The organism is Enterobacter huaxiensis (assembly GCF_003594935.2).
Classification (GTDB): Bacteria; Pseudomonadota; Gammaproteobacteria; order Enterobacterales; family Enterobacteriaceae; genus Enterobacter; species Enterobacter huaxiensis.
Map to the genome: position 1 here is coordinate 1,316,097 of NZ_CP043342.1, position 15,338 is coordinate 1,331,434.

The 15,338-nt window shown below is 57.5% G+C and carries 13 protein-coding genes; 5 read left to right on the top strand and 8 right to left on the bottom strand.

The features are described 5' to 3' along the window. From ppx to purM, 4 genes are all read right to left on the bottom strand, one after another. Positions 1–1,539 carry an exopolyphosphatase gene (gene ppx / locus D5067_RS06385; protein ID WP_119937423.1) on the bottom strand — a complete coding sequence of 513 codons (1,539 nt, stop codon included), beginning with the start codon at positions 1,537–1,539 and terminating at the stop codon, positions 1–3. Between the two features lie 3 nt (positions 1,540–1,542). Next, complete coding sequence (gene ppk1, locus D5067_RS06390) at positions 1,543–3,603, bottom strand: polyphosphate kinase 1 (RefSeq protein ID WP_119937422.1); 2,061 nt, start codon at positions 3,601–3,603, stop codon at positions 1,543–1,545. Between the two features lie 229 nt (positions 3,604–3,832). Next, positions 3,833–4,474: a phosphoribosylglycinamide formyltransferase gene (gene purN / locus D5067_RS06395; protein ID WP_119937421.1), complete on the bottom strand. Its 642-nt coding sequence runs from the start codon at positions 4,472–4,474 to the stop codon at positions 3,833–3,835. After that, positions 4,471–5,508: a phosphoribosylformylglycinamidine cyclo-ligase gene (gene purM / locus D5067_RS06400; RefSeq protein ID WP_119937420.1), complete on the bottom strand. Its 1,038-nt coding sequence runs from the start codon at positions 5,506–5,508 to the stop codon at positions 4,471–4,473. Before purM ends, purN begins: the two co-directional genes overlap by 4 nt. 266 nt (positions 5,509–5,774) lie before the next feature. Between purM and D5067_RS06405 the strand changes: the two genes are divergently transcribed. The 4 genes from D5067_RS06405 to D5067_RS06420 all read left to right on the top strand — a co-directional run bounded on the left by D5067_RS06405 (position 5,775) and on the right by D5067_RS06420 (position 10,220). Continuing rightward, complete coding sequence (locus tag D5067_RS06405) at positions 5,775–7,205, top strand: 6-phospho-beta-glucosidase (RefSeq protein WP_119937419.1); 1,431 nt, start codon at positions 5,775–5,777, stop codon at positions 7,203–7,205. A 216-nt stretch (positions 7,206–7,421) separates the two neighbouring features. Then, entirely contained in the window at positions 7,422–8,048 is a 627-nt protein-coding gene (gene upp, locus D5067_RS06410; protein ID WP_010433852.1) for a uracil phosphoribosyltransferase, read from the top strand. A gap of 86 nt (positions 8,049–8,134) precedes the next feature. Next, positions 8,135–9,424, top strand: a complete 1,290-nt coding sequence (uraA, locus tag D5067_RS06415; protein ID WP_119937418.1) for a uracil permease — start codon at positions 8,135–8,137, stop codon at positions 9,422–9,424. Between the two features lie 94 nt (positions 9,425–9,518). Further along, on the top strand, positions 9,519–10,220 hold the full coding sequence (locus D5067_RS06420) for a DnaA inactivator Hda (RefSeq protein ID WP_211438414.1): 702 nt from the start codon (positions 9,519–9,521) through the stop codon (positions 10,218–10,220). 84 nt (positions 10,221–10,304) lie between these two features. On the opposite strand, the gene D5067_RS06425 is transcribed toward D5067_RS06420, so the two are convergent. From D5067_RS06425 to celB, 3 genes are read right to left on the bottom strand one after another with little or no spacing between them, the layout of a single operon-like run. Next, positions 10,305–11,723 (bottom strand): leucyl aminopeptidase family protein, encoded by a 1,419-nt coding sequence (locus tag D5067_RS06425; protein WP_119937417.1) that lies wholly within the window; start codon positions 11,721–11,723, stop codon positions 10,305–10,307. Next, positions 11,723–12,679, bottom strand: a complete 957-nt coding sequence (locus D5067_RS06430) for a glycosylasparaginase (protein WP_119937416.1) — start codon at positions 12,677–12,679, stop codon at positions 11,723–11,725. Before D5067_RS06430 ends, D5067_RS06425 begins: the two co-directional genes overlap by 1 nt. 3 nt (positions 12,680–12,682) lie before the next feature. Continuing rightward, entirely contained in the window at positions 12,683–14,002 is a 1,320-nt protein-coding gene (gene celB, locus D5067_RS06435) for a PTS cellobiose transporter subunit IIC (RefSeq protein WP_119937415.1), read from the bottom strand. Positions 14,003–14,149: 147 nt separating this feature from the next. Between celB and D5067_RS06440 the strand changes: the two genes are divergently transcribed. After that, entirely contained in the window at positions 14,150–14,974 is an 825-nt protein-coding gene (locus tag D5067_RS06440) for an XRE family transcriptional regulator (RefSeq protein WP_119937414.1), read from the top strand. On the opposite strand, the gene arsC is transcribed toward D5067_RS06440, so the two are convergent. Next, positions 14,971–15,327 (bottom strand): arsenate reductase (glutaredoxin), encoded by a 357-nt coding sequence (gene arsC / locus D5067_RS06445; protein WP_119937413.1) that lies wholly within the window; start codon positions 15,325–15,327, stop codon positions 14,971–14,973. The two genes, D5067_RS06440 and arsC, sit on opposite strands and share 4 nt — an antisense overlap. Positions 15,328–15,338 lie beyond the last annotated feature (11 nt).

Genomic DNA, 15,338 nt, shown 5'->3' on the forward strand with positions numbered 1-15,338 from the left:
TTACGCAGCGACGTCTGAACTCTCTTCTTCGATCTTCAGCAGCCAGCCGGTGACGGCTTCCCAGTACTGCTGCTCTTTCTCAAGATCCAGCAGCACCAGTGCATTCTGGCTAAACCAGTCGTGCGGGAAGCTCAGCGTCCAGTGATGGTCGTCTGTTTTCAGTTTTAGCGTCGGGGGCGTTGTGGTTGCCTGACGTTGATTATTCAGCAGCACCCCGAGGCGCAGCAGCTGGATCAGCGGCAGAAACTGCTTTTTCTTGAACAGCGTAAAGCGCGGCAGATCGTCGAGCTTGATGGCTTTACGGTGGTAGCGAACCAGCGTGGCCATCATGGTTTGCTGCTCCTGGTTGAAGCCGGGCAGGTCGCTGTTTTGCAGGATATAGGCCGAGTGGCGGTGCATCCCGCTGTGGTTAATGTTCAGCCCCACCTCATGCAGCATGGCGGCCCATTTCAGCAGGGCGGCGAGCTGCGGGTGATCCAGCTTAGGGTTCTGCTCCTGCCACTGTTCGTATATCTGAACCGTGGTCTCCAGCACGCGCTTTGCCTGCTCGCGGTCGATGTTGTACTGGTTTGCCAGGCTTTGCGCGGTGCGGCTGCGAATGTCCTGATGGCGGAAGCGGCCCTCCATCTCATACAGCACGCCCTCACGCAGGGCACCGTCGGAGAGGCGCAGCTCCTTAATCGCCAGGGCATCAAACACGCCGCAGAGGATCGCAAGCCCCGGTACGAATACCGATTTACGCTCATCGGACAGGCCCGGCAGGCTCAGGGCGTCGAAGCTCTTATGCTTAAGCACCTCGTCGGTGAGCAGGACCAGACGCTCAGGGGTGATAATCCCGTCTTTTTCGCCCATCGCCAGCAGCACTTCATGCGCGGCCTTAATGGAGCCGGACGCGCCTAACGCCACGTTCCAGCCCTGAATTCGGTACTGCCAGGCCAGGTTTTCCAGTTTTTGGATGGCGGCCATACGGGCGCGCTGGAAGTTTTCGCGGGTTATCGTCCCACCGGGGAAGTACATCTGCGCGAAGCTGACGCAGCCCATTCGGCGGCTCTCCACCAGACGCGGCTCGAAGTCCTCGCCGATGACCAGCTCCGTTGAGCCGCCGCCGATGTCGATCACCAGCTTGCGGCCCTTTTCCGGCTGCGTATGTTCCACGCCCATAAAAATCAGACGCGCTTCTTCATTACCGGAGATGATCTCAATCGGGTAGGGGATCACCTTCTCCGCGCGCTTGAGGAATTCCGGCGCGTTCAGCGCCTGGCGAAGCGTATGCGTGCCAACGATGCACACGCTGGAGGGCGAAAAGCCCTGCAGGCGCTCAGCAAACAGCGACAGGCAGTTTAAGCCGCGCTCCATCGCCTCTTCGCTGAGCATGCTCCGCGCATCCAGGCCATCGGCCAGGTGCACGCGCTGCTTCAGACGACCGATGATCTGCATCGCGCCATCCACCTCACGGGCGATGACCATGTGGAAACTGTTAGAACCAAGATCGACCGCAGCGAACTCCTGCGGTCGTGGGGTCTTATCATTTATCGGCATAGGTTAATCGGGTTGCTCGAGTGATTTGATATAGTCGTAAATCGCCAGCTGTGACCGGACTTTACGGCGGTTGCCGCGCGGCACGTAGCGGTTACTGAGTTCTTTGTCGATATGGCGAGCCTTCACCGTATCGCTAAACAATATCTCGATAATGTCGAGGATCTGCTGCTTCAGACGTGGATCCAGCAGCGGTGTGGCTACTTCAATTCGGTAATCAATATTGCGCGTCATCCAGTCAGCGGACGAAAGATAAACCTGCTTATCGCCGGCATTATCGAAAATATAGACCCGATCGTGCTCCAGGTAGCGGTCAACGATGCTGATCACGCGAATATTTTCACTAATGCCTTCCAGTTCCGGGATCAGCGAACACATACCGCGGATCAGCAGGTTAACCGGAACGCCCGAGCTGGAGGCGGCATACAGCCTGTCCACCAGGCCTTTGTCGACCAGGTTGTTGAGTTTCAGGGTGATTCCGGACGACAAACCTTGCTGCGCGTTGGCAATCTCTTTGTCGATCATCTTGTACAGCAGGCGGCGCGAGTTCTGCGGCGACACCAGCAGATAGTCAAAGCTCACCGGACGGTACGGGTTCTCGATAAAGTTAAACACCCGACGCACTTCGTTGGTGATACGCGCATCGGCCGTGAGCAGCGAATAGTCTGTATAAATCCGCGCCGTCTTCTCGTTGAAGTTACCGGTACCGATGTGGGCATAACGCACCACGTCTTCACCCTCTTTACGGGAGATCAGGAACAGCTTGGCGTGAATTTTCAGCCCCGGCGCGGAGAAGATAACGTGTACGCCCGCTTCCGTCAGACGGCGCGCCCAGTGAATGTTCGCCTCTTCGTCGAAACGCGCCTGCAGCTCAACCACGACGGTGACTTTCTTGCCGTTGTGCGCCGCGTGGATCATCGCATCAATGATGCGTGAATCTTTTGCCACGCGGTAGATGTTGATTTTGATCGCCAGCACGTTCGGGTCGAATGACGCCTGGCGCAGCAACTCCAGCACGTGTTCAAAGGTGTGGTACGGATAGTAGAGCAGGACGTCGCGCTCGCGGATGGCGTCGAATCCGTTGCGGAACTTATCGAACCAGATGTGACGCAGGCGCGGCAGCGGTTTGTTCACCAGATTGGCTTTGCCGACGTTCGGGAAGCCAATAAAGTCTTTAAAGTTGTGATATCGACCGCCCGGAATGATGGAGTCGTAGCGGGAGATAGTGAGCTTATCGCGCAGCATTTCGACCATTGCATCGGGCATATCGCGCTGATAGACGAAACGCACCGGCTCTGCCGTCAGTCGCTGCTTAAGGCTGGACGACATCAGCTCCATCATGCTGGCTTCCATCTCGTGCACCAGGTCATATTCGGCGTCACGGGTCATCTTCATCGAGTAGGCGTTTAACGCGTCGTAGTCGAAGAAGCCTTTGAATATATCGTCCAGGCAGTAGCGCAGAATGTTATCCAGCAGGATCATCGGTTTGCGGCGGCGCGGGGTTTCCGGCGGCAGGTTCACAAAGCGCGGAACCTTATCCGATGGGATTTCCAGCAGCGCATAGCTGATGTTTTCACCGCGAATGATTTCAACCGCCAGATAGGTATAGTCATCCTTCAGGAACTGTACCAGATCGGTTTCGCGGTTGATCAGAATGGGGGTGATGTGCTGGCGCAGGTAGTGTTTGAAGTAGTGGCGAAGCCAGGTCTGCTGGTTGACGGAGAGCTGACGTTCGTTAATCAGGAAGATTTGGTTGCGGGCCATTTCCAGCAGCAGCTCGTTATACAGACCATCGAACTCCTGATCGGCCTTCATCACGCGGGCCTGTATTTTGCCCAGAAGATGGCGCGAGTGGGAATTTAAACCCTGCTCTTCGCTGATGATGATTCGCCGCTTCAGCTCGGCAAAGCGAACCTTATAGAACTCATCCAGGTTATTAGAATAAATACCTAAAAAACGCATACGCTCAATCAGCGGGTTACTTTTATCTGCCGCTTCCTGAAGTACACGCTCGTTGAATGCTAACCAGCTTAGCTCTTTCTCGATATATAACTTTTCCTGACCCATTACAGCTCACACTCCAGTTCAATCACAGGACGTGGTAAATCCGTCTCGTCCTTATTATGGCGAGCATTTCCACGATATGTCCAACAGTGCCAGAAAAGTATGACAGTTATTTTTTTTGTTGGGGATTTTAGAGGGTTGGAGAAGGGATTGTCGGGTGGCGCTGCGCTTACCACGACCTACGGAACCGTAGGCCCGCGCAAGCGAAGCGCCGCCGGGCAATTCAAACAAACTACTCGTCAGCCGCATAGCCCTGAGGTGGAAGCTGAACGCCGTCCAGCCAGGCAGCGCCGTCGCGCATTTCCAGGCGACCGTCGACGAACCAGCTGACTACCAGCGGGTAAATGGCGTGTTCCTGGGCCTGCACGCGTTCGGTTACGTCATCTTCGCTATCGCCGTGAAAGACCGGAACTTTGGCCTGCAGAATAACCGGACCGCCGTCGAGCTCGTCGGTAACGAAATGCACGGAGGTGCCGTGCTCTTCATCGCCGTTTTCCAGCACCTGACGGTGGGTGTGCAGGCCGGGGTATTTTGGCAGAAGAGAAGGGTGGATGTTCAGCAGACGTCCGGCGTAGTGCTCCACAAAGGCAGGGCTCAGAATACGCATATAGCCCGCCAGCACCACAACGTCAGGCGCGTAGGCATCAATCTCCTGCACCAGCTCGCGGTCAAAGGCTTCACGCCCTGCGAACTGGCTGGCTTCCAGCGCGTGCGCGGGGATATTCGCTTCCCGCGCACGCTCAAGGCCGAACGCGTCGGCCTTGTTGCTGAATACTGCCCGAATGGTGCCGCTGATTTTCTTCTGTTCGCAGGCGTCTATGATTGCCTGCAAATTGCTTCCGCTGCCGGAAATGAGCACCACGATGTTTTTCATTCGATGACCACACGCTCTTCGGAATCGGATGCTTTAATCGTACCGATTTTCCACGCGTTTTCACCTTTTTCATTCAGGAACTTAACTGCTTTGTCCGCTTCGTCTGCTGGCAGCGCAATCAGCATGCCCACGCCGCAGTTAAAGGTGCGGTACATTTCATGAGAGCTCACGTTCCCGGCGGTCTGCAGCCAGTTAAAGACGGACGGCCACTGCCATGAAGATTCGTCGATCACCGCCTGGGTGTTGTCCGGCAGCACGCGCGGGATATTTTCCCAGAAGCCGCCGCCGGTCAGGTGGGCAATAGCGTGAACGTCAACGTTCTCGATCAGCTCCAGAATGTTTTTCACGTAGATGCGGGTAGGTGCCAGCAGGTGATCGGCCAGCGGTTTGCCGTCCAGCTCAGTGGTCTGCGGATCACAGCCGCTCACTTCGAGGATTTTACGCACCAGTGAGTAGCCGTTGGAGTGCGGGCCGCTGGAGGCCAGCGCAACCAGCACATCGCCGTCAGCCACTTTGCTGCCGTCGATAATTTCTGATTTTTCTACCACGCCGACGCAGAAGCCTGCGACGTCATAATCTTCACCGTGGTACATGCCCGGCATTTCAGCGGTTTCGCCGCCCACCAGCGCACAGCCGGACTGCAGGCAGCCTTCGGCGATACCGTTGATCACGCTGGCTGCAGTGTCCACGTCCAGCTTGCCGGTCGCGTAGTAGTCGAGGAAGAACAGCGGCTCTGCGCCCTGGACCACCAGGTCATTCACGCACATCGCCACCAGATCGATACCGATCGTGTCGTGACGCTTAAGATCCATCGCCAGGCGCAGTTTGGTGCCTACACCGTCAGTACCCGAGACCAGAACAGGTTCACGATATTTTTGCGGCAGCGCGCACAGTGCGCCGAAGCCACCCAGACCACCCATCACTTCCGGGCGGCGGGTTTTTTTCACCACACCTTTGATTCGGTCAACCAGCGCATTACCTGCGTCAATATCAACACCGGCATCTTTGTAGCTGAGAGAAGTTTTGTTGGTCACGGCTTAAATCCCCACGCGATTGCATAGCTAGTAAGAAAAATCGGCGCAATTCTAACAGTCCAGGCAAACGTTTGCGAGCCTATTCTCGGCGCGGGGATCTTTTTTTCGTCGTGGTAGATGAAAGCCGCCAAACTTGACTCCGTTCACGAAAATGAAACCGGTTTCGGCGATCTGCTTGCAACGCTCGGCCCCTTTGCACATCATCGTAATGAAACCGGTTTCTGTAATTGTTTTTGCAGAAAATAACGCAGAATGGGGGAAAGCGAATGTCAGGATTCAAAGAAGGTTTTCTGTGGGGCGGTGCTGTTGCGGCGCACCAGCTCGAAGGCGGCTGGAAAGAGGGCGGAAAGGGCGTTAGCGTTGCCGACGTGATGACTGCCGGCGCGCACGGCGTGCCGCGTGAAATCACCAACGGCGTGCTGCAGGGCAAAAACTACCCGAACCATGAGGCCATCGACTTCTACCATCGCTATAAAGAAGACATCCGACTCTTTGCCGAGATGGGGTTCAAATGCTTCAGGACCTCTATCGCCTGGACGCGTATTTTCCCGAAAGGGGACGAGCTGGAGCCGAACGAGGCTGGCCTTAAATTTTACGATGACCTGTTCGACGAGTGCCTGAAGTACGGCATCGAGCCGGTGATTACGCTTTCTCACTTCGAGATGCCTTTCCACCTGGTCACGGAATACGGCGGCTGGCGCAACCGTAAGCTGATCGACTTCTTCGTCCGCTTCTCAAAAGTGGTTTTCCAGCGCTATCAGCATAAAGTGAAGTACTGGATGACCTTCAACGAGATCAACAACCAGGCCAACTTCCACGAAGACTTCGCGCCCTTTACTAACTCCGGGCTGAAGTACGAGCCGGGTGAAGACCGCGAGCCGGTGATGTTCCAGGCGGCGCACTATGAGCTGGTGGCCAGCGCCCTGGCGGTGAAGGCGGGGCGCGAGATTAACCCGTCTCTGCATATCGGCTGCATGATTGCCATGTGCCCAATCTATCCGCTGACCTGCGCGCCGGACGACATGATGATGGCAATGAACGCCATGCACCGTCGCTACTGGTTCACCGACGTGCACGTGCGCGGTAAGTACCCGCAGCACCTGCTCAACTACTTTGAACGTCGTGGGTTCGCGCTGGATATCACCGAAGAAGATAAAGCGGCGCTGGCGCAGGGCTGCGTGGATTACATCGGCTTCAGCTATTACATGTCCTTCGTCACCAAAGCGACGCCGGACAACCCGCAGCTGGACTACGACGAAAGCAAGAGCCTGGTGTCGAATCCATACGTGCAGAAATCCGACTGGGGCTGGCAGATTGACCCGGTGGGGCTGCGCTACTCCCTCAACTGGTTCTGGGATCACTATCAGCTGCCGCTGTTCATCGTTGAGAACGGCTTCGGCGCCATCGACGTGCAGGAGAGCGACGGCACGGTGAATGACCAGTACCGTATTGATTACCTCGCCGCGCACATCAGCGAGATGAAAAAAGCGGTGGTGGAAGACGGCGTTGACCTGATGGGCTATACCCCGTGGGGCTGTATCGACCTGGTGTCCGCCGGAACCGGCGAGATGAAAAAACGCTACGGCTTTATCTTTGTCGATAAAGACAACGAGGGGAACGGCACGCTGAACCGCAGCAAAAAGAAATCGTTTGAGTGGTATCAGAAGGTGATTGCCAGCAACGGAGAGCAGCTATAATTGCCCGCTGGCGCTGCGCTTACCGGGCCTACACGTCCCGTAGGCCGGGTAAGCGTTAGCGCCACCCGGCAGAATCCCGCACCCAAGCCGGAGCCCAGCCTCCGGCTTTTTCATTTTTGATTGATGCACGTCAAGCAACATGGGTATGGCCTAATATGAAAAAAGCGGTATAATCCCGCGATTTTTTTGCGGATGCCACCTCAGAGGAGAAAGAGAATGAAGATTGTGGAAGTGAAACACCCACTCGTTAAACACAAGCTGGGCCTGATGCGTGAGCATGACATCAGCACGAAACGTTTTCGCGAACTGGCTTCTGAAGTGGGCAGCCTGCTGACCTACGAAGCGACCTCTGACCTCGAAACCGAAAAAGTTACCATCGAAGGCTGGAACGGCCCGGTGCAGGTTGAGCAGATTAAAGGTAAGAAAATTACCGTTGTACCAATCCTGCGTGCGGGTCTGGGCATGATGGAAGGCGTGCTGGAGCACGTGCCAAGCGCGCGCATCAGCGTGGTCGGTATCTACCGTAACGAAGAGACCCTCGAGCCGGTCCCGTACTTCCAGAAGCTTGTTTCTAACATCGACGAGCGTATGGCGCTGGTGGTTGACCCAATGCTGGCAACCGGCGGCTCTATGATCGCCACTATCGACCTGCTGAAAAACGCGGGCTGCAACAGCATTAAAGTGCTGGTGCTGGTTGCTGCTCCTGAAGGGATTGCTGCGCTGGAGAAAGCGCACCCGGACGTTGAACTCTATACCGCGTCTGTTGACCAGGGGCTGAACGAGCACGGGTACATCATCCCGGGGCTGGGCGATGCCGGCGACAAGATTTTTGGTACGAAGTAATCGAATAACGATAAAGAAGCCGACTTTGATAGTCGGCTTTTTTTTGAATAAAAACACAACCCACCACCAACTTGAAGGAAAACACTATGACGCGCCGTGCTATCGGGGTGAGTGAAAGACCGCCGCTTTTACAGACTATCCCGCTTAGTTTGCAGCACCTGTTTGCCATGTTTGGCGCAACCGTGCTGGTGCCAATCCTGTTTCACATTAACCCGGCTACCGTATTGCTGTTCAACGGGGTCGGCACGCTGCTTTACCTGTTCATCTGTAAAGGTAAAATCCCGGCGTATCTGGGTTCCAGCTTCGCCTTTATCTCGCCGGTTCTGCTGCTGCTGCCGCTGGGTTATGAGGTCGCGCTCGGCGGCTTTATCATGTGCGGCGTGCTGTTCTGCCTGGTCTCCTTCATTGTGAAAAAAGCCGGTACGGGCTGGCTGGACGTGATGTTCCCGCCCGCGGCGATGGGCGCAATCGTTGCCGTTATCGGCCTGGAGCTGGCGGGCGTTGCGGCGAACATGGCCGGGCTGCTTCCGGCTGAAGGCCAGTCACCGGACTCCAAAACCATCATCATCTCGCTGGTGACGCTGGGCGTGACGGTGTTTGGTTCCGTGCTGTTCCGCGGCTTCATGGCCATTATCCCGATCCTGATCGGCGTGCTGGCGGGCTACGCGCTCTCCTTCGTCATGGGCGTTGTGGATACCACGCCGATTGCCGAAGCGCACTGGTTCGCGCTGCCAACCTTCTACACCCCGCGCTTCGAGTGGTTTGCCATCTTCACCATTCTGCCTGCCGCGCTGGTGGTAATTGCTGAACACGTCGGCCACCTGGTGGTCACGGCGAATATCGTTAAGCGTGACCTGATCCGCGACCCGGGCCTGCACCGCTCCATGTTTGCCAACGGCTTATCGACTATTATCTCCGGCTTCTTCGGCTCCACGCCAAACACCACCTACGGTGAGAACATCGGCGTAATGGCCATCACCCGCGTCTACAGCACCTGGGTTATCGGCGGGGCGGCCATCATTGCCATCCTGCTCTCCTGCGTCGGCAAGCTGGCGGCGGCGATCCAGATCATCCCGGTTCCGGTGATGGGCGGCGTATCTCTGCTGCTGTACGGGGTGATCGGTGCCTCCGGTATTCGCGTGCTGATCGAATCCAAAGTGGATTACAGCAAGGCGCAGAACCTGATCCTGACCTCCGTAATCCTGATCATCGGCGTGAGCGGTGCGAAGGTGCACATCGGTGCCGCAGAGCTGAAGGGCATGGCGCTGGCGACCATCGTCGGTGTAGGCCTGAGCCTGATCTTTAAGCTGATTTCCGTTCTGCGTCCTGAAGAAGACATTCTGGACGCTGACGACAGCGAAAAAGCGTCGCATTGATCCTCATAACGGGCGGATGATCCGCCCGTTTCTCTCCTTCCGGTTCCGTGCTAAACTCGTTGCCGATTTTATGTAATATCTGGTTGAGGTATTTCTGAACGGACCGGCACAGCTCTCTCTGCCACTCTATCTCCCTGACGACGAAACTTTCGCGAGTTTCTGGCCGGGTGATAACCCCTCTTTACTGGCTGCACTGCAAAACGTGCTGCGCCAGGATCACAGCGGATACATCTATATCTGGTCACGCGAAGGTGCGGGACGCAGCCATCTTCTGCATGCTGCCTGTGCTGAACTCTCAGCGCGGGGCGATGCGGTAGGCTATGTGCCGCTGGATAAACGTACCTGGTTTGTACCGGAAGTGCTGGAGGGAATGGAACATCTCTCGCTGGTCTGCATCGACAATATCGAATGCGTGGCGGGTGATGAGCCGTGGGAAATGGCGATCTTTAACCTCTATAACCGCATTCTGGAATCGGGAAAAACCCGGTTGCTGATCACCGGCGATCGCCCACCGCGACAGCTTAACCTCGGGTTGCCGGATTTGGCTTCACGCCTCGACTGGGGGCAAATCTACAAGCTCCAGCCGCTCTCCGATGAAGACAAACTTCAGGCGCTTCAGCTGCGCGCTAAGCAGCGTGGGTTTGAGCTGCCGGAGGACGTGGGGCGGTTCCTGCTTAAACGCCTGGACAGGGAAATGCGCACGCTGTTTGACACGCTCGATCAGCTCGATCGCGCGTCTATTACCGCGCAGCGCAAGCTAACCATTCCGTTTGTGAAAGACATTCTCAAGCTCTAGTTTTGCCGGGTGGCGGCTGCGCCTTACCCGGCCTACGAAAACCCGTCACGCTTTGTAGGCCCGGTAAGCGCAGCGCCACCGGGCTTAACAATCTTCCATCAGATGCTCAACCAAAAGCGGAATCGGCCTTCCCGACGCCACGCTTCGCCCGCTTTCACGCCACAGTGCCGTCCCGCTAATGTCCAGATGCGCCCACGGAATGGTTGGCGGGCAGAAGTGATGCAGCAGCCATGCCGCCGAGGCGCTAATTGCCGCATTGTTCGTCGGCGTGTTGCACAGATCGGCAATGGCGCTGTCGGTCTGCTTCTTCAGACGGGCATCCAGCGGCAGGGACCACACCTCGTCGCCACTCTGCTTACCCGCCAGCGTCAGCGCCGCGCGCAGCGGTTCATCCTGGGTCATCAACCCGCTCAGCTCATACCCCAGCGCTTTCACCACCGCACCGGTTAACGTGGCCATATCAATGATATAGCGCGCCTGCGGGTGGCGCTGGCTTGCCCAGGCGAGAGCGTCTGCAAGCACCAGCCGGCCTTCGGCATCGGTGTTGTTGATTTCAACCGTGGTGCCGTTGCAGGCCGTGGCCACCGTGCCGGGCTGCATGGCGTCCGGCCCGATGGCGTTTTCTGCCAGCGCCAGCACGCCCATGATGCGAACGGGAAGCCCCAGTTCTGCCACGGTCAGCATCAGCCCCAGCACGTTTGCCGCGCCGCACATGTCATATTTCATGGTGTACATGCCCGCGCCTTCCTTCAGCCACAGGCCGCCGGTATCGAACGTAATACCTTTGCCGACGTAGCAGCGCACCGGGCCGTCAGAAACGCCGTCATAGTGGATAGCCAGCAGACGCGGCGGGCAGGTCGCCCCTTTGCCGACGGCGTGCAGCAGCCCCAGGCCTTGCTCAACGATCTGCTTTTCATCCAGCGCTTCACACCGCAGGGCAGGGAGGGCGGCACACAGTTTTTGCGCTTCTTCCACCACGAACTGCGGCGTGCAGCGATCCGACGGCGTATCGGCCAGGCGTCGCGCGGCGACCATACCCCGGGCGATGGCCTGCTGCTGGCGGAAGAGCGCTGTCAGCCTGTCCTGCTGTTCGGGCTGGCAGAGCGCGGTGATGCGCTCAAGACGGACCGTGTCACTGGTTTTCTTCAACTGCAAATCGCTCAGCCGGTGCGCCTGATTAAAGAGAAAACGCAGCACCTGCGCCAGCACCACATCGTCGATATCAGTCACGTCCAGCACCACCTCAGCGCTGACGGGGGAGGCCAGAAGCGGACGCAGCGCCGTGACCAGCCCTTCGGTCAGGCTATCCTGCCAGAGCGCATCCGGCAGCAGCGTGATGCGGGCAAAAGGCGCGCAGCCGAAGCGGGTGTCCGCAACGTTTTTCTCGTCACGCATTTCGGCGATAAGCGCCGAATCCGGCAGCAGAGCGCAGGCGGCACGTGCGATTAAATGACTCTGCGGATCCGCCTCTGAAAGTGTGGTAATAAACTGAAAGGTAATCATCACTGTTCCTCAATCGGCGCGCGGATCCGCGCGGCGTAGGCCTGCATCCATTCATCGTCCACCGCCTGATAATGCGTCTTCTCATGCTGGCGCTCGGTGCGGAAAACGGTAAGCGGCTGTCGGGCCGTTGCGACCACGAACGAGAAGGTTTTAATGTTGGTTGCCGCGCCGAACTCGCCCCTGTTGTTCATGCACACCACGGAGAGATCGCCCACGCGGCCGAAGCGCGACATCAGCTTGTCCTCCAGTTCGAACACCACGGAGTCTGCCGCCTGCTGCGGCGTCATGCCCTGCGCCATCCGGCGAACGATTTCGTAGCTGGTGCAGCCCTTCATCAGGTCTTCACCGACGCCCGTGGCGGTGGCGGCGCCGGTCTCACTGTCGCAGTAATATCCTGACCCAATAATGGGTGAATCACCCAGGCGGCCGCGCTTTTTCATAAACAGGCCGCTGGTGGAGGTGGCGACGCTCATCGACCCCTGTTTATCAAGGCCGATAATCCCAACGGTATCGTGCCCGTCGTACGGGCTTAAGCCCTTATCCAGCGTCTCCCGGCAGCGTTTTCGATAGTGCTGCATCGCGCGGTCGGTGAGCATGGTTTTCTCGGCAAAGCCCTGGCTCAGCGCCCACTCGCGCGCGCCCTGGCCTACCAGCAGGCTGTTGTAGCGCTGGCGGCTGAGCGCATGCGCCACGCGTACCGGGTTGGCGATATCCACCAGATTGCCCACGGCGCCAAAGGCCAGCGTGTCGCCATCCATGTAGGCCGCGTCCAGCTCCACCTCACCGTTTTCAGTGGGTAGCCCGCCGTAGCCTACGGACTTATAGAACGGAAAGTCCTCGACGTTGGCTACGGCATCTACCACCGCGGCCGCGACCGGTTTTCCCGCAGCCAGCGCGGACGCAGACTCCGTTACGCCTTCAAGCGCCATTCGCCAGGTTGCGATAATTCCCCACATGCTTTACTCCTGTTTTGCAAGGGTGGTGTCGGTTTGCGTAACGCTGGCCATCTCCGCCGCGCGGTACTGTTTGTCCAGGATACGCATGAAAGGCAGGTACAGCATGGCGCCGATCAGCAGGTTGAGAAGCTGCATGACGCTGCCGCTCAGGTGTCCGGTGACGATAAAGCCGCTGATCACCGGCGGCAGCGTCCACGGAATGAACACGCCGGTGGTGACGGCAACCGCGCCAATTTTCATCGCCGCGTACTGCACGGTGACCAGCACCAGCGGCACCAGGTTGAACGGAATGAGCATGATCGGGTTCATGATCACCGGCAGGCCAAACAGAATCGGCTCGTTGATGTTGAACACCGACGCGCCCGCGCCGAGGCGCGCCACTTCGCGCATGTTTTTACTGCGGGCGAAAATCAGCATCGCAATCACCAGCGACAGCGTGGCCCCCGCGCCGCCCATCCAGATCATGTCAAAAAACTGTTCGGTGATAATATGCGGCGGCGTCGTCCCGGCCTGAATGGCGGCGATGTTGTCGGTCTGGTTTTCCATCCACAGCGGACGAATAATGCCGTTAATCATTGAGCCGGAGTTAATGCCCACTGACCACAGAATGGTGATGCTGAATACCGTCATCAGCGAGCCAAAGTATGAGGTGCCGTAGTGGCGCACCGGCGTGGCGACCACTTCGTAAATAAACTGGTGGATGGTGCTGTAGTGGGTGTTTTCAAACACGATGCGGATCCCCAGCACCAGAATCATCACCAGCAGGGCCGGGATCAGCGCGGCGAACGACTCCTGCACCGCCGGCGGCACGCCGTCCGGCATTTTGATTACCAGCTTTTTGCGCTTGAGCCAGCAGAACAGCTCCGTCCACAGCAGGGAACCAATCATCGCCACGAACAGCCCTTTGCTGCCAATCCACTCCACCGGCATTACGGTAATGCCGCCGTTTTCCGCCACCTTAATAAACGGCGTGAGGATTAAAAAGGCGACCAGCGAAAGAATGCCGCAGGAGATGCGGTCTTCCCCGTAGTGCTCCGCCAGGCGGAACGCCACCAGGAAACTGATGAACAACGACATGGTCGAGAAGACCGCGTTAAACGGAATTTCGATAATGGCGCTCCAGCTTTCACCAAAGGCCTGAGACATAAACTGCTGATAGGCCTGATTCGGGAACGACGAGATCACCAGCAGAATAGAGCCGACGATGATAAACGGCATGAATGAAACGTAGGCGCCCCGAATGGCACCCAGATGACGCTGCTGGGCCGTTTTGGCCGCCAGCGGCATCAGTTTTGCTTCAAGAAATCCCAGAACATTGTTCATTGTGAACTCCGTACAAGATTGAGTGGTGTTGTTTATGTTATGTCTGAGGATTATCAGTGAAGCGTGGCGGGCGAAAGGTGAAATCGGTCACAAAGCATTCGCTGATGTTATATAAATCTCACTAGATTGGTTTCGGAGAGCCTTGCGATGGAAATTAAGCTGCACGCCAATGCCACCACCACGCCACGTATCCGTCGCTACCTTCAGCAGTCTGATAAAAGCGACAGGGAGTTGGCCGTTGAGCTTGGGATCTCGGTGACTACCGTCAGGCGCTGGCGCAATCGTGAACAGGTTTCTGATAACCAGACGACGCCGAAGGTGATACACAAAGCGATGAGACAAGAGCAGATAACCCTGGTCAATGCGCTGCGCGAAGCGCTGGGCGCCCCCCTGGACGAGCTGCTGCTTCTGGTGAATGAGGTGCTGGGGATCGCCGTTTCCCGGGCTACGCTGAACCGCTACCTTAAACCCGCCTCAGCGAAACGGAAGGGGACTTCATTGCAGGGAAAAAAGGCGCTCAAGGCCGGTATTGTGCCGCGTCAGCTGACGCTCCATCATCAGCCTTTGTCACTGCATATGGACGACGGCGGGGAGCAGCACCTGCTCTGGGCGCGTGAGCCGGTGAGCGGCTGGTGCTATGCCCGGCTTTATGCGGGGCTTTCGCCTCAGCGGGTGACCCTCTGGGCCCAGGAGTTGCTCGACGCGTGCCCGGCGCATATCCAATCTGTTGAGACTTTTGGTGTTGAGGTAGTGCTGGCGGAGCGAGATATCGCCGTGAAAATGCATTCACAAAAACAGAACGCGGTGCAGGTCGCCGTACCCTTGCATGCCATTATCCCGCGCGTGAAAACCGAGCCCGTCGCAGAGCTGCTGGTTCAGCTTTGCGAATATTACAACCGGGGGAGGACGCAGAAAAAGCTTGGGGAAAGTACGCCGCAGGCCTTTCTGGAGGCGCTGCGGCGAAGGGATTAGAGGATTTCGAGCACGTCTTCCGGCGGACGACCAATCCGCGCCTTGCCGTTGGCGACGACAATCGGGCGTTCGATCAGCTTTGGATTTTCGACCATCGCCTGAATCAACTCATCTTCCGTCAGGTGCGCGTCATTCAGCGCGAGCGATTTATAGAGATCTTCTTTCTGGCGCATCAGCTCGCGCGCGCTTCCCATCCCCAGCATGTGCAGAAGCTGGCGCAGGGTCTGGGCATCCGGCGGCGTTTCCAGGTACAGCACCACGTCCGGATCCACGCCGTTAGACTTCAGCAGGCTAAGGGTATCGCGGCTCTTGGAACAGCGAGGGTTGTGGTAGATTTTTACTGCGTCTGTCATGACTTCTCCTT